Source organism: Alteromonas sp. 4NH20-0104, assembly GCF_057547795.1.
Window position 1 is genome coordinate 107451 of the sequence record NZ_BAAJLP010000007.1, and the last position, 14565, is coordinate 122015.

Below are 14565 nucleotides of genomic sequence, written 5' to 3' on the forward strand. Positions count from 1 at the left end.
TTGCTCATGGATTTTACGGTTGTCATTCCCGCCCGCTATCAGTCCAGCCGCTTCCCCGGCAAACCGCTGGCGAATATTCAGGGTAAGCCCATGGTGCAGCATGTGGTTGACAGAGCCAATGAAGCAGGGGCCAGCAAGGTTATTGTGGCCACCGATGATGAACGCATTGCCAGTGTTGCCGAGCAGTTTGCTACCGTGGTGATGACTGCAACCACGCATACATCCGGCACCGAACGTATTGCTGAAGTGATCCAGAGCCAGAAGATTGCCGATGACACCATTATTGTGAATGTGCAGGGCGACGAGCCTTTTGTACCGGCCGATAATATCCGTCAGGTGGCGGCTAATCTGGCTGCTAACCCTGCTATGCAAATGGCTACATTGTGTACCCGAATTAGCCACGAAGATGATGTATTTAATCCTAACATTGTCAAAGTGGTCTTTTCAGCAACCGGCAAAGCCCTCTATTTTTCCCGTTCGGTGCTTCCTTTTGCTCGGGATACGATGATGCAAGCCCCGGTGAGTGCCGATCCTGGCTTATATTATCGCCATATCGGTTTATATGCCTATCGGGCCAGTTACGTTAACCAGTACGTCAGCTATGAACCTTCAGCGTTGGAACAAATTGAGTCCCTCGAACAGCTCAGAGCCTTGTGGTATGACGATGCGATTCATATTGAAGAGGCGCTCAGTGAGCCTCCGGTGGGTATTGATACGCCGGATGATTTGACTACCTTACTGGCCAGTTTGTCTGCCAGGCCTGAAGGTCTCTAGTCTGCACAATGAATTAAGGAGTTAACATGAATGTAGTGATTACCGGCGCTAACCGAGGCATTGGTCTGGCTCTGGTTAAGCAGTATCTTGATGCTGGCCATACCGTTTATGCCCTGTGCCGCAACAGCTCTGATGCGCTGAACGCAACCGGCGCTGAAGTGATCAGCGGTGTGGACGTTGGCGTACCGGAGAGTCTTCCTATGGCATTAGCCACTCTGGACGACATCGCCATTGATATTCTGATCAATAATGCCGGGGTACTGGCCAATGAAGCCATAACCGACTGGCAGCCCAATACCATCGATTATCAGTTTCGGGTAAATGCTATGGGGCCTTTGTTGGTAACTCAGTGCCTGTTAAAACAGCTTTCAACAGGCAGTAAAGTGGCACTAATCACCAGCCGAATGGGCTCTATGGCAGATAACGGTTCTGGTGGTTATTACGGTTACCGTATGAGTAAAGCGGCATTGAATGCGGCCGGTGTTTCGCTGGCAAATGACTTAAAAGCAGACGGAATTGCAGTCGGCTTATTTCATCCCGGCTTTGTGCAAACCGAGATGGTAGGCGGCAACGGTGATGTGGATGCCGATACAGCGGCAGCCAGTCTGGTTGCCCGAATCGGTGAGCTAACCACCGCTAATGCCGGGCGATTTATTCATGCCAAAGGGGATGTTTTACCCTGGTGAGCGGGAAGCCGGGGCGGATTATTCCGCCGCCTCGTCATCCGATTCGTCCTGTTCCTCAGACAACACTGCCCACATATCATGCTCATCGGTATGAATCACCTCAGCCCAAACATGTTCACCGGGTTGCAAGTCATAAACGCCGTTCAAATGTACAACGCCATCCACTTCAGGCGCATCAGCATAGCATCGACCCACTGCACCTTCGGCATCGACAGAATCAATAACCACCTGGTATTCCTGACCAATGCGCTGTTTAAGACGCGCCGCACTGATTTCTCCCTGAACCGCCATAAAGCGGGCCAGACGTTCTTGTTTAACGTCTTCATCCACCGGCTCGGGCAGGTCGTTGGCCACCGCCCCTTCAACCGGCGAGTAAGCAAAACAACCCACCCGGTCGAGTTGTGCTTCCCGCATAAAGTCGAGTAATTCCTCAAATTCTTCTTCCGTTTCGCCGGGAAAGCCAACGATAAACGTAGAGCGAATAATCAGTTGCGGGCAGGCTTCACGCCACTGCTTAATACGTTCAAGAGTGCGTTCTGAACTGCCCGGACGCTTCATTAATTTCAGGATGCGCTTGTTGGCATGTTGAAAAGGAATATCCAGATACGGCAGGATCTTACCTTCGTTCATCAGCGGAATAAGATTGTCTACATGAGGGTAAGGGTAGACATAATGCAGCCTTACCCACATGCCCATTTCGCCGAGCTTTTCACATAATTGTTGCAGGTGAGTTTTCACCGGCATACCGTTCCAGAACCCTGTGCGATGCTTAACATCCACACCGTAGGCACTAGTATCCTGAGAGATCACCAGTAATTCGTTAACGCCGGCATTTTTTAACCGTTGCGCCTCATCGAGAATTTCGCCAATGGGTCGACTCACTAAATCGCCACGCATAGAAGGAATAATACAGAAGGTACAGCGATGGTTGCAGCCTTCGGATATTTTCAGGTAGGCAAAATGACGGGGCGTTAACTTAATACCGTGATCGGGAATAAGATGTTCAAATGGATTATGCTGCGGTTTGGGCAGGTGATCATGAACCTGATTAACCACTTCCTCGTAGGCATGAGGGCCGGTTATCGCCAACACATTAGGGTGTACTTCACGAATTTCATTCTCTTTGATACCCAGACACCCGGTAACAATCACTTTACCGTTTTCCGCCAGGGCCTCGCCAATGGTATCCAAAGACTCCTGTACCGCCGCGTCGATAAAACCACAGGTGTTAACAATCACCAAAGCGGCATCGTTATAAGTGGGTACCACTTCGTATCCCTCAGTGCGCAACTGAGTAAGAATTCGCTCTGAATCCACCAGGTTTTTGGGGCAGCCGAGGCTCACAAAACCGATTTTTGCCGGCGCTGTGTCAGAGCCGGTATTCATCTGTGATTGCTGCTTTAACACCGCTTTAGGTCCTTCCAGTGTGGTGGTTTGTTTCGGGTCAAATTTTTCAACGGTCATAGTGAACTCTGATGGTTAGCGACGGCGATTTCAAAAGGGCGCAGATTATACCCAAAAAGAATGTTGAATTCATCCAGCTGTGAGGATCTTTCTGAGGCTTTAACGGTTACACGCTAAACCAGCATAGCCATAGGGGGCCGGGTACTTTGGCTGCTAACAGAGGTAAAGGTATTGCCGATCGCTACTGACCGGTAATATTCATTCTGGGCCTGCTACTGGCTGTGATAAACTGCTGCAAATACCGGCCCCGATTTTTATTTAAGTCATCAGGCCACTATTTGCTTCATCAGCAGAGGACCGGTAGTTACCCAATAGTGGTTTTAATCAGCAGCAAAAAGATGTTTTATGATCCCTTTACCCTTAAAGCACTATGATGAAGCCGGTACAGTGTTACCGCCGAAATGGTTGTACTGGATGCTGGCGTTAGCATGTCGCGATCTGTTACTGGTTTCGGCGTTTACTGCCATCCCCGCAGAGTCTGACAGGCTTTATCGTATTTTCTTTCCGCACAGTGACGTATTGTGGTTGCAAATCGTGGTGACTTTGCCATTTCTGCTGGCGCTCATAGTGATGAGTTTCAGAGAGCATCTCTGGAAGCGGGGGTATACACGGTGGCGTTTAACCATTAAACCGCTGTGTAGCCTTGGTTGCGCGGGGCAGCTACTGTTGATTGGCAGTTTTTTGGGGCGTGCCGGATGGCAGTTTAATGGGTACCTTGGGGCGGTGGCGTTACTGTTGATAGCGTTTATCTATATGGTAAACCGCAGTAACCACCTGGCGATAATGCTGCATGACTGGCGTCAACCGCCAGACAAAGACGCAGAAACGGCGTAACCTACTGGGTGTTGTTGGCCAGCGCTTGATCGAAATAGGCTTTCACACTTACCTGACTGTCATTGACCAATCGCTCATAACAAATGCCGGCAAAGGCGTATGAGTATTCGCCGACATCCAGCACTACGTAGGGCGCTGATTTGTCGCTCTCGTCATAACGCCAGGTGCCACCTATGAGACTGCGCATGACCTCACCGATGTAAGCACCATAGATATTGCACAGTGTGAATACCGCATTGTCTTCTAAAGCCTGGTCTTTGAAGCGGTCGATAAAGGCCAGTATCAGGCTGTCAATCAGCTCAATACTGTCAGCGCTATAGTCTAACTCAATGTTAAACATGTCCCGACTGGTACCTACAGCGTCTTTCGCGCTGTCTGCCATCAGTTTTTCTAATTCGTGTTGTTGCATAATGGCTCTCCTTTTTTATCCCAATCCGCATAGGAGTTTACTCTCTCAGCCTGCCAGCCGTGTCCAAAGGGAGTGGCCAAAACGCCTTATATCTGTCTTGATTGCTCTGGACATAAATTTCCTATGTCTCAGATTTAAGTCGTTTTGTTCCGCTCTGAGAGGGCAATCTCCTATGCGAATTGGTATCATTGTGCGCGAGCCCGCGTGAAATGTCGAGCTGTGTTGAGGTTAAATACCGGCTAACTTATTGATTAGTCGCGCAGCAGCGAACATACCAAAGGACGCGGTAACCATCACTGACGCGCCAAAGCCTGAAGTACAATCCAGTCGCGTACTGCCATCGGTGAGTGATTTATTATGGCAAACCGAGCCGTCCGGCTGAGGGTAGCGAAGTTGTTCAGTGGAATAAATACACTCTATTCCAAACCGTCGTTTCGGGTTCTTACTAAACCCGTAATTCCGGCGCAATTCGTTGCGCAGTTTTGCCGCCAGCGGATCCTGAATAGTTCTGGCCAGATCGGCACAGGTTATCTGGGTCGGGTCTATCTGACCACCTGCGCCGCCAACGGTGACGACAGGGAGTTTATTGCGCTTACAATAGTACAGAATACTCGCCTTGGCTTTTATAGAATCGGTGGCCTCAATGACGCCATCGTAGTCTCCTGTAAGGTGTTCCATCACGGTATCCGGCGTGACAAAATCCTCGATAACATTCACTTTGCACGCCGGATTGATTTGACTGATACGCTCTGCCATTACTGCAACCTTGGCCTGGCCAACGGTATCATTGAGGGCATGGATCTGACGGTTGGTATTGGTAACGCAAATATCGTCCAGGTCTATCAGCGTAATTTGACCCACGCCGGTTCTTGCCAGCGCCTCAGCACTCCACGAGCCAACGCCGCCAATACCAATAACGGCAATGTGCAGCCCGGCAATGTGCGAGGTTTGCTGCTCGCCATACAATCGGGCTACACCGCCAAAACGTTGTGAATCAAACATTTCAGACCCTTTTTTTGGTTGATGTTAATAATGGGACGGGTACTATCGGGGTGAGTTTAGCATTTTTCAATAGAATCCCCATGTCTGAATGTGATTTTGCCATTGTTGGAGCCGGTATCATTGGTGCAGCCGTGGCGTATAAACTGAGCCAGCGCCAACCCGGCGCACGTATACTGGTGTTCGACAAAGAAGCCGACTGTGCCCGTCATCAGACCGGGCGTAATTCAGGCGTGATTCACGCCGGCGTCTATTATGAGCCTGGTAGTTACAAGGCACGCTTTTGTCGGCAGGGGCTGGAACACACTTTTGAGTTGTGCGAACAGTTTGATTTACCCCATGAACGGTGCGGAAAACTGATTGTAGCCACCGGTCAACATGAACTGTCGGCACTCGATGCGTTATTTGAGCGATGCCAACAAAATGCGCTTAACCCGCAACGTTTAACCGCAGCTGAAATACAACGCCGTGAACCTGCAATTAATGCGGTAGGCGGCTTCTTTGTGAAGCAAACAGGCATTACCGATTATAAAGCTATTACCCAGTGTTTATTGCAGCAGGCGCAACATCATGGACGCTGCCAGATCCACTATCAGCACTCGCTTAAGACTATAAATGAATTACCTGACGGTACCTTGTTGCGGTTCAGCCATCCTCAGGGTGAAAGCGAGGTAAAAGCCGCTAAGCTCATTAATTGTGCCGGGATTTACGCCGATGAACTGATCCGCCGGCAGGGCCTTAAGTGTGACTTCAGAATGTTGCCGTTTAAAGGGGAATATTACCGCTTAAACAGCCACTATAATGATATCACCCAACACTTAATTTATCCGGTGCCGGATCCCGCCATGCCGTTTTTAGGCGTGCATTTGACCCGGATGATCGGCGGATATACCACCGTTGGACCCAACGCGGTTCTGACCACCGGGCGCGAAGCCTACAACCGTTTATTGAGTACTGATGCTGAATGGTTGCACCTTTTTGCTCACGGTGATGTGTGGAAGTTACTATGGCGCTATAAAAAAGCGGCAGTTAAAGAACTCTATTCTTCATTATCGAAATCACACTACGCCAGGCTGGTGAGTCGTTATTGCCCCGGCATCACAGCGGCCGACTTTTTACCTTATCGCGCCGGTATTCGTGCCCAGGCCGTCGATAGAAACGGCTTGCTTGTGCATGATTTTAAGTTTGTTGAATCTGCCCATGCGTTACACGTTGGCAATGCGCCGTCGCCGGCGGCAACCAGCGCACTTCCCATTGCTGATGAGATAATTAACCGACTGTTCTAAAACATAGAACAATCAATCCAAATGTTCCGTTAAGCCGTTTAGACAGATGTGTGTTCCACTTAGCGCGTCAAATTTTATTTTAAACGGGAGAGCATCATGGGCTTGTTAATAGACGGCAAATGGCACGATAAATGGTATGACACTGATAAGAGCGGTGGGCGTTTTCAGCGTCAGGATTCATTGTTCCGAAATACCATCGATGAAGACGGTGAATTTAAGGCCGAGAGTGGTCGCTATCATTTATATGTATCGCTGGCTTGTCCGTGGGCGCACCGGGCGCTTATCATGCGAGAGCTTAAATCGCTGAATTCACATATTGGTGTCTCAGTCGTCAACCCTGAAATGCTCGATAAAGGCTGGAGCTTTTTACCCCATAAGGGCAGTACCGGTGACACACTGTATGGTCATCAGTATATGTATGAGATCTATTTGCGCCAGCAATCTGATATAACCACCCGCGTAACGGTGCCGGTTCTGTGGGATAAAAAAACCGAAAAAATTGTTAACAATGAGTCGGCTGAAATCATCCGTATTCTCAATCAGCGCTTTAATGCTATTACCGGCAACCACAGCGACTTTTATCCTGAAGCATTACAGCCAGAGATTGATGCGGTAAACGAATGGGTTTATAACGATATTAATAATGGTGTCTACAAAGCGGGCTTTGCCACCGAACAGAAGGTGTATGAAGAAGCGGTTAATGCGCTATTTGCTGCACTCGACCGGGTTGAAGCACGTCTTGAGAAACAGCCTTTTCTGATTGGCAGCACGCTCACAGAGGCCGACATTCGATTGTTTACCACTTTAGTGCGGTTTGACGCCGTGTACCACGGCCATTTTAAGTGTAATCGTAAACAAATCCGTGATTACCCGGCAATGTTTAATTACATGAAGCGTATTTATCGAATGCCAGGCGTTGCGGATACCACCAACATTGACCATATAAAGCGCCATTATTATTACAGTCATACAATGATTAACCCCACACAGGTGGTTCCCGCAGGACCCGATCTGTCTTTATGGAAGTAACCGGATAATGACAAACCGAACAATTAAACAACTCGTTAGTGGGATGCCGACTCAGGATGGTGCAGGTGTCAGTCTAACTCGAATAATCGGCCAGCGGGTGTTGCCTAATCTTGATCCGTTCCTGATGCTCGACTTCTTTGGTTCTGATAAGCCGGATGAATACATTGCCGGTTTTCCACCGCATCCTCACCGCGGCTTTCAAACCGTGACGTACATGCTCAAGGGCAGAATGCGGCATCGCGACTCGGTAGGTAATGAAGGTATTATCGAAGACGGTGGAATACAGTGGATGAACGCCGGTAAAGGCATTATTCATGAAGAAATGCCCCAACAAACGGATGGCTTGCTGAAAGGCTTTCAGCTGTGGGTGAATCTGCCTGCCAAAGATAAGTTGTCTGAACCGGGTTATCAGGATATTCAGCCTGACGAGGTAACAACCGTGACTGTAGGGCAGGGCATAACCGCTAAAGTACTGGCAGGTGAATTAAATGGTGTCAGCGGGCCGGTCAACACGGCCAGAGTAAAGCCTTTATTTGTTGATCTGCACTGGCAGGCAAACGGGATGGCCACTGTACCGGTACCGGCCGGCCACAGTGCGTTTATTTACTGCTATGAAGGGGCCTTACAAGTCAGCAACGAAACTGTTGCAGGTGGCAAGCTGGCGGTGCTGAATGACGGCGATGAAGTCGAATTAGCAACCGGTGAAAGCGGCAAAGCCATTCTGGTTGCCGCGGCGCCTATTGGCGAGCCGGTTGTTCAGTATGGGCCTTTTGTGATGAATACCCAGGCGGAAATTCATCAGGCCATTTCGGATTACCAGCAAGGTAAACTCACCGACTGAAATAAGACAAACCTGTTAAAAACTGACGGGAAAATGACCATTTCCCCGTCGACTTGTCGGTCCTGATGATTTATTTCGATAAATTACACTGTGAATGTTGATTGCCCTGCAGTCCTTGATTAACATGGATTAAGGAATAAATAAGGGAATAAACAAGTAAACACTGCTTGTTAGTCGCGCCCGTAATCAACAGGAACCAAAATGAAACCAGTCGTATTAGCCGGTGGCTCTGGCAGCCGTTTATGGCCAAAATCCCGAGCAGCCTTGCCTAAGCAGTTTCTCGCTTTAACTTCTGATCAAACCATGTTGCAGGAAACGCTGCAGCGCCTTGACGGCAGCAGTGCCGCACACCCCATTGTCATTTGTAACGACGCGCACCGCTTTTTAGTGGCAGAGCAGTTACGTCAAATGGGCGGCGAACATGGCGGTATCATTCTTGAGCCTGTTGGCCGTAACACAGCCCCCGCTATCGCACTGGCCGCGCTGCATGCGCTTCAAACCGATGACGATCCGGTATTGTTGGTGCTGGCCGCCGATCACCTGATTAAAGATTCTGCCGGCTTCCAGGCCGCTGTCGCTAAAGCTAATGAACTGGCGATGGAGGGTAACCTGGTGACTTTCGGTATTGTGCCGGATCAGGCGCTCACCGGATATGGTTACATTAAAGGCGGTGAAGCCATTGGTGTAGGCATGAAGGTAGATGAATTTGTTGAAAAGCCTGATCTGGCTACTGCGCAACAGTATGTAGACTCCGGAAACTATTTCTGGAATAGCGGCATGTTTATGTTTAAAGCCAGCGTGTATTTAGACGAACTGAAAAAGCATGCACCAGAAATGTACTCTATTTGTGAGCAGGCTATTGCATCAGAAAGCAAAGATTTAGATTTTATCCGCATCGATCCGGATATTTTTGCTACCTGTCCGGACGACTCCATTGATTACGCTGTAATGGAAAAAACCGCACTGGCTGCCATGGTACCGCTGGATGCCGGCTGGTCAGATGTGGGCAGTTGGTCTTCATTGTGGGAAACGGCAGATAATAAAGACGAAAATGGTAACGTGATTGTAGGCGATGCCATTCTGGAAGGCGTAAATAACAGTTATATCAATGCCGAGGAACGTTTAATAGCGGTTGTTGGTCTTGATGATGTGGTGGTGGTTGAAACCAAAGATGCCGTCATGGTGGCCAATAAAAACAAAGTGCAGGACATTAAAAATGTCGTGAACAAGTTAAAGGCTGAAAAACGTCCTGAATTTCAGTTCCATCGCGAAGTCTTCCGTCCCTGGGGCAGTTACGATTCCATCGATAATGGCAAACGTTTCCAGGTTAAGCGCATTACCGTTAAGCCAGGTGAAAAACTGTCGGTACAAATGCATCACCACCGCGCTGAACACTGGATTGTGGTATCGGGTACGGCCAATGTCACCATCGGCGAGAAAACCCAGCTGGTTACCGAAAATGAATCGGTGTACATACCGATTGGTGATGTTCATGCGCTGGAAAACCCGGGTAAAATCCCGCTGGAACTTATTGAGGTACAATCTGGTGCGTATCTGGGCGAAGATGATATTGTGCGTTTTTCCGATCGCTACGGCAGAACCGAATCTAAATAAGCTGAGTAATGACCACTATGACAACACCTATTACCTGTTTTAAAGCCTATGATATCCGGGGTGAGTTAAATTCTCAGCTTAACGAAGAAGTCGCTTACCGGATTGGTTACGCTTTTGCAGAAGAGTTATCAGCCAAATCTGTTGTGGTTGGCGGCGATGTGCGCCTGACCTCAACGCCATTAAAACTGGCCTTAAGTGCTGGTTTAATTGACGGTGGCGCAGACGTAACGGATATTGGCATGGCCGGTACCGAAGAAATCTACTTTGCTACCAAACACCTTGGCGTGGATGGGGGCATTGAAGTCACCGCCAGCCATAACCCGATTAATTACAACGGTATGAAGCTGGTAAAAGCTGGCTCGGTACCTATCAGTGGTGATACGGGTCTTAACGCAATTAAAGATCGCGCCGAAGCGCTAGACAGTGGCTACGTTACTGAACGTATCGATTTTTATGCTAAAGGTGCCAAAATTGATGCTGATGCCTTTTTCAATGGTAAAGCACATATCGCTACCGACATTTTAGCTGAAAGCGGTAAATACCATCGTCATTTGAATATGGATGCCTACGTGTCACATATTCTGTCTTATGTGGATATCAACAACTTTACCCCGCTTAAGATAGTGACTAACGCTGGTAACGGAGCAGCCGGTCTGGCGTTGGATGCCATTGAGAAAAAACTGCACGATAAAGACGTGCCGATTGAATTTGTGAAAGTACATCATAATGCTGATGGTACATTCCCCAATGGTATCCCTAATCCGTTACTGCCCGAGAATCGAGCCGATACGGCCAATGCCGTAATTGAAAGTGGCGCTGATTTTGGTATTGCCTGGGATGGTGATTTCGATCGCTGCTTCCTGTTTGATGCGGATGGGAATTTCATTGAAGGGTATTACATCGTAGGGTTATTGGCGCAGGCATTTTTAAATAAAGGGCCGAGCAAAATTATTTATGACCCGCGTGTTTACTGGAACAGTGAAGACATCATTAAATCATCCGGCGGTACGCCGATTAAATGTAAAACAGGCCATGCGTTCATTAAAGAGCGTATGCGTCTTGAAGATGCCGTATATGGCGGTGAAATGAGCGCGCACCATTATTTCAGGGATTTTGCCTACTGTGATTCAGGCATGATCCCCTGGTTGCTAGTCGCTGAGCTTATTTGTACACGTCAGCAGTCTCTGGCATCCATGGTAAAAGAGCGTATAGAAGCTTTTCCGTCGTCAGGTGAAATTAACAGTAAGTTAAAAGATGCCGATGCGGCATTAGCAAGAGTGCTGGATAAATATCAGCCGCTGGCAGAAGTCATTGACGAGACGGATGGTATCGGCCTGGAATTCGGTACATGGCGGTTTAATTTACGTAAATCTAATACCGAACCGGTGATCCGGCTGAATGTTGAATCTAAAGGTGATATTGCTTTGGTTGAAGAAAAAACCAAAGAACTGCTGGACTTAATCAGAGCCGAATAAGCAAGACAGTATTAACTATTCAATAAAAAACACCAGCTTCGGCTGGTGTTTTTATTTTCAGAGGCTTAACAAGTTGGCTCTTAGCGGCTGAAAATCATCAGAGCATGCGATAACACAACCACGGTGGTTAACTGCATACGCAGTTTGGTGTAAGCCACAACCATTTCTTTTGGTAGCGTGAGTACCTGTTTGTCGTAAAACATCATGAGCAGGTAGCTAATGCTCAACACGCCTAATACCCATGGTGCCCCGGTTTGAGTTAAACATATCCATCCCACAATGGTGGGTAACATGGCGACATACATTTGGTGCGCAGGTTTATTGCTGCTGATAGCATCGTACCAGTGCACACCACCAAAAAAAGAGAGCAGCACTGCTGAGTACTGAGTGAAGTAAAGGTATATCAGTGATTGCGGCAACACATCGGTAAACGTTAGTGCATTCAGACCGATAAAGGGCAGTAAGCCGGCGTAACCTAATTGTTTTATAAGGGGCTGCATGGTTTGGGTGATACCTTACTTATAATAAATATTTAAACATTATTACGAAAATTTATAACTGGTGGATTATTAAATCAGTAATCGATTGTTATTCCATTCTATTTAAATTCATTTTCTTAATAAGTGTAACTTAAATGTAATTTTAAAAGTTAATAAAAAGTTAAGTGCTTATTTAGTAATAAAAAAGGCCCGCAATGCGAGCCTTTATATTTTACAATTAAATTAACGTTATTTAATTGGCGTATATTTACGCTGAGTGTGACCAGTATATAACTGACGAGGACGACCAATCTTTTGGGCAGGATCAGACATCATTTCATGCCAGTGTGAAATCCAGCCAACGGTACGAGACAGGGCAAAGATACAGGTAAACATATTCGTTGGAATACCGATTGCTTTCAGTACGATACCAGAGTAGAAATCAACGTTCGGGAACAGTTTCTTCTCTGCAAAGTACGGGTCTTCCAGTGCAATACGCTCCAGTTCCATCGCTACGTCAAGCAGTGGATCCTGAACATCCAGCTCTTTAAGTACTTCGTGGCAGCTTTCACGCATTACGGTTGCACGTGGGTCGTGGTTTTTGTAAACACGGTGACCAAAGCCCATCAGACGGAACGAGTCGTTCTTGTCTTTAGCGCGGTCAATGAACTCAGGAATACGGTCTACTGAACCGATTTCTTCCAGCATTTGCAGACACGCTTCGTTAGCACCACCGTGAGCAGGGCCCCATAGTGACGCAACACCCGCTGCGATACACGCATAAGGGTTTGCCCCAGAAGAACCGGCCAAACGAACGGTAGAGGTTGATGCGTTTTGCTCGTGGTCAGCATGCAGAGTAAAAATGCGGTCCATTGCACGTTCTACAGCAGGGCTGATTTTATAGTCTTCAGCTGGCACAGAGAACATCATGTTCAGGAAGTTAGCCGCATAGCTCAGGTCGTTACGCGGATAAACAAATGGCTGACCAATGTTGTACTTGTAACACATGGCAACCAACGTCGGCATTTTGGCAATCAGACGGTGGGCGCAGCGAACACGCATGTCGAAATTAGAAACGTCCAGGTCACTGTGATAGAACGAAGACATTGCGCCAACTGTACCATTAAGCATGGCCATAGGGTGTGCATCGTTACGGAAGCCGTGGAAGAACATGTGAATTTGTTCGTGCACCATGGTGTGGCGTTTGATAGTGTTTTCGAATTCTTCGTATTCGTCTTTGTTGGGTGCATCACCGTGCAGCAACATGTGACAAACTTCCAGATAATTGGCATCACGTGCCAGTTCGTCGATTGGGAAGCCGCGGTGTAACAGTACACCTTTTGCGCCGTCGATAAATGTAATGGAAGACTCGCAAGATCCAGTCGCCAGGAAACCAGGGTCGTAGGTGAAATAGCCGTGTTTACCAAGGGCACGAATATCAATCACATCTTGGCCTGCAGTTCCAGACAAGATAGGAAGCTCGATTTCCTTGTCGCCCGCTTTCAGAATGGCTTTTTGATCTGCCATAAGTTGCTCTCCTCAGAATTTTCTTTATCGGGATGTTACTCAATTTTGAGCAATCCGGTGGGAAAAGTGGCGTATTTGTACTTTATTATGCAGTAACAAGTCAATTTTATTACTTATATTACACATAAATATTCTAGATTGTCTGAGATTATACTGGTTATGTAGTACCCGGGATCAAGCGTTTTTATCGTTTCTACGACCTAAGACTAATGTCCTAATACCACACAAAAAATTGTAATTATAATAGGTCGTGGATATACTCTGGCCTACTTAAATTGGCTGAATATTTATTCTGTTAATTAAGTAATAAAATATTCACAAAATGTTAACACCTCATTGGATGAGAAATTTAACTTAGTAACAATCAGAATCACTCTGTCAGGACTCAACACGAGAGTGATTTGTCCCTACGGATAAAACAGGCAAAAATTGTGAAAAAGCAAAGACCAGTAAATTTAGACCTTAACACCATTAAATTTCCTCCCTCTGCTATTTCGTCAATTCTCCATCGCGTAACCGGTGTCGCAATGTTTTTTGCGCTGCTGTTTGTGATCTGGGCATGGGCCGTTTCGGTATCATCTCCAGAAGGCTTCGCCAATGTGCAGGCTTTAATGGATGGATTGATTGGAAAGATCATTGCAATCGGTACAGCTTCTGCGCTGACCTACCACATCCTTGGCGGTATCCGTCACGGTATAATGGATATGGGTCACTGGGAAGAGCTTGAGTCTGGTAACTTAAGCGCGCAAGTTGTTATGGGTTTGTGGGTGGTACTGACAGTAGTTATAGGGGTTGCGTTATGGTAACTAATCAGGCAAGCATCAAGCGTAATGGTGTACAGGATTACGTCTCTTTACGTGCAACTGCGGTCATTATCGCAGTCTATACATTCTTCATGGCCGGATTTTTTATCACTACTGAAGAAATTACCTTTGACGTATGGCAGGGGCTATTCTCTGGCATAGCGATGAAAGTATTCACCCTCGCTGCATTGGTTTCCATCATGATCCATGTTCGCATTGGTCTGTGGCAGGTGCTAACCGATTATGTTAAGCCAACCGGTCTGCGCGCTACTATTCAGTATGTACTGAATATCATCGCGTTTGTTTACGTGGCCGCTGGTTTGTTTGTTTTGTGGGGAGTGTAAA

At 47.4% G+C, this 14565-nt stretch carries 15 protein-coding genes; 10 read left to right on the forward strand and 5 right to left on the reverse strand.

The features are described 5' to 3' along the window. The first annotated feature begins 6 nt into the window (after positions 1-6). Positions 7-774 (forward strand): 3-deoxy-manno-octulosonate cytidylyltransferase, encoded by a 768-nt coding sequence (gene kdsB / locus AC27IB_RS07085; protein ID WP_296048933.1) that lies wholly within the window; start codon positions 7-9, stop codon positions 772-774. A 26-nt stretch (positions 775-800) separates the two neighbouring features. Further along, positions 801-1460, forward strand: a complete 660-nt coding sequence (locus AC27IB_RS07090) for an SDR family oxidoreductase (RefSeq protein ID WP_487119896.1) — start codon at positions 801-803, stop codon at positions 1458-1460. 18 nt (positions 1461-1478) lie between these two features. On the opposite strand, the gene rimO is transcribed toward AC27IB_RS07090, so the two are convergent. Further along, a complete protein-coding gene (gene rimO / locus AC27IB_RS07095) occupies positions 1479-2924 on the reverse strand; it encodes a 30S ribosomal protein S12 methylthiotransferase RimO (protein WP_487119898.1) in 1446 nt (481 codons plus the stop codon). Between the two features lie 345 nt (positions 2925-3269). On the opposite strand from rimO, the gene AC27IB_RS07100 reads away from it, so the two are divergent. Continuing rightward, on the forward strand, positions 3270-3758 hold the full coding sequence (locus tag AC27IB_RS07100; RefSeq protein WP_296048938.1) for a DUF2919 family protein: 489 nt from the start codon (positions 3270-3272) through the stop codon (positions 3756-3758). 1 nt (position 3759) lies between these two features. Here AC27IB_RS07100 and AC27IB_RS07105 read toward each other — a convergent pair whose 3' ends face one another. Further along, positions 3760-4167 (reverse strand): hypothetical protein, encoded by a 408-nt coding sequence (locus tag AC27IB_RS07105; RefSeq protein WP_296048940.1) that lies wholly within the window; start codon positions 4165-4167, stop codon positions 3760-3762. A 228-nt stretch (positions 4168-4395) separates the two neighbouring features. Further along, a complete protein-coding gene (tcdA, locus tag AC27IB_RS07110) occupies positions 4396-5169 on the reverse strand; it encodes a tRNA cyclic N6-threonylcarbamoyladenosine(37) synthase TcdA (protein WP_296048942.1) in 774 nt (257 codons plus the stop codon). Between the two features lie 80 nt (positions 5170-5249). On the opposite strand from tcdA, the gene lhgO reads away from it, so the two are divergent. From lhgO to AC27IB_RS07135, 5 genes are all read left to right on the forward strand, one after another. Then, entirely contained in the window at positions 5250-6452 is a 1203-nt protein-coding gene (lhgO, locus tag AC27IB_RS07115; protein WP_487119901.1) for an L-2-hydroxyglutarate oxidase, read from the forward strand. Positions 6453-6548: 96 nt separating this feature from the next. Next, positions 6549-7481 carry a glutathione S-transferase family protein gene (locus tag AC27IB_RS07120; RefSeq protein ID WP_296048944.1) on the forward strand — a complete coding sequence of 311 codons (933 nt, stop codon included), beginning with the start codon at positions 6549-6551 and terminating at the stop codon, positions 7479-7481. A gap of 7 nt (positions 7482-7488) precedes the next feature. Beyond that, the gene (locus tag AC27IB_RS07125) at positions 7489-8322 is read left to right on the forward strand and encodes a pirin family protein (protein WP_487119903.1); all 834 of its coding nucleotides are present in this window, start codon (positions 7489-7491) and stop codon (positions 8320-8322) included. A gap of 201 nt (positions 8323-8523) precedes the next feature. Beyond that, positions 8524-9936 (forward strand): mannose-1-phosphate guanylyltransferase/mannose-6-phosphate isomerase, encoded by a 1413-nt coding sequence (locus AC27IB_RS07130; protein WP_487119905.1) that lies wholly within the window; start codon positions 8524-8526, stop codon positions 9934-9936. A 17-nt stretch (positions 9937-9953) separates the two neighbouring features. Continuing rightward, positions 9954-11411 (forward strand): phosphohexomutase domain-containing protein, encoded by a 1458-nt coding sequence (locus AC27IB_RS07135; RefSeq protein ID WP_296048950.1) that lies wholly within the window; start codon positions 9954-9956, stop codon positions 11409-11411. Between the two features lie 80 nt (positions 11412-11491). On the opposite strand, the gene AC27IB_RS07140 is transcribed toward AC27IB_RS07135, so the two are convergent. Then, complete coding sequence (locus AC27IB_RS07140) at positions 11492-11911, reverse strand: DUF3429 domain-containing protein (RefSeq protein WP_296048952.1); 420 nt, start codon at positions 11909-11911, stop codon at positions 11492-11494. 228 nt (positions 11912-12139) lie between these two features. Continuing rightward, positions 12140-13417, reverse strand: a complete 1278-nt coding sequence (gltA, locus tag AC27IB_RS07145; RefSeq protein ID WP_296048953.1) for a citrate synthase — start codon at positions 13415-13417, stop codon at positions 12140-12142. Positions 13418-13848: 431 nt separating this feature from the next. On the opposite strand from gltA, the gene sdhC reads away from it, so the two are divergent. Continuing rightward, positions 13849-14223 (forward strand): succinate dehydrogenase, cytochrome b556 subunit, encoded by a 375-nt coding sequence (sdhC, locus tag AC27IB_RS07150; protein WP_296048955.1) that lies wholly within the window; start codon positions 13849-13851, stop codon positions 14221-14223. Beyond that, the gene (sdhD, locus tag AC27IB_RS07155; RefSeq protein ID WP_296048957.1) at positions 14217-14564 is read left to right on the forward strand and encodes a succinate dehydrogenase, hydrophobic membrane anchor protein; all 348 of its coding nucleotides are present in this window, start codon (positions 14217-14219) and stop codon (positions 14562-14564) included. The genes sdhC and sdhD overlap by 7 nt, the downstream gene beginning before the upstream one ends. Position 14565 lies beyond the last annotated feature (1 nt).